General features: G+C 42.4%; 1 protein-coding gene. It reads left to right on the top strand.

All coding sequences use genetic code 11. The features are described from left to right. Positions 1-526: MBL fold metallo-hydrolase RNA specificity domain-containing protein (locus R7Z50_RS29280; RefSeq protein WP_318149988.1), on the top strand; the 526-nt coding region annotated here is incomplete at its 5' end. Positions 527-589: the final 63 nt, after the last annotated feature.

Raw genomic sequence — 589 nt, forward strand, 5'->3', positions numbered from 1 at the left:
GGTGACCAATACCTATCGCCAATTTAAAAAACTTTGGGGATCTGAAGCGAAAGAGCGACTCGATCATCATCGACACCCTCTCGCGTTTGACCAATGCATTACGCTCGAAAGCCACGCAGACCATTTACAGCTCGTTAACCGTCTCGCAAGTACATCAGAAGCCGCTATCGTGGTTGCAGCCTCCGGAATGTGTGAAGGTGGCCGTGTCGTCAATTATTTGGAAGCCTTACTACCTAATGAAAGAAATGAGGTTCTATTTGCTGGCTATCAAGCGGAAGGAACGCTAGGGAGAGAAATTCAAGAAGGGGCGAGTGAGGTTGATATCGAAGGAAAGAAAATTAAAGTGAAAGCTCAAATACATACGATGTCTGGTTATTCTGCTCATGCAGATCAATCTGATCTAATTCGATTTGTAGAAGGAATTAATCCGCCGCCAAAAGAAGTGCATTTGATTCATGGTGAAAGAATGGCAAAAGCGGAGCTGTATCAACATTTTGCCAGGAAAAAAACGAACATTGTGCTTTAATTTACTGATAAGTAAATCAGGAGAAATAGTGTAAAAGTAACGTTTTGCTACCATTTCGAGATC

It is taken from the genome of Vibrio sp. 1249-1 (assembly GCF_033340495.1).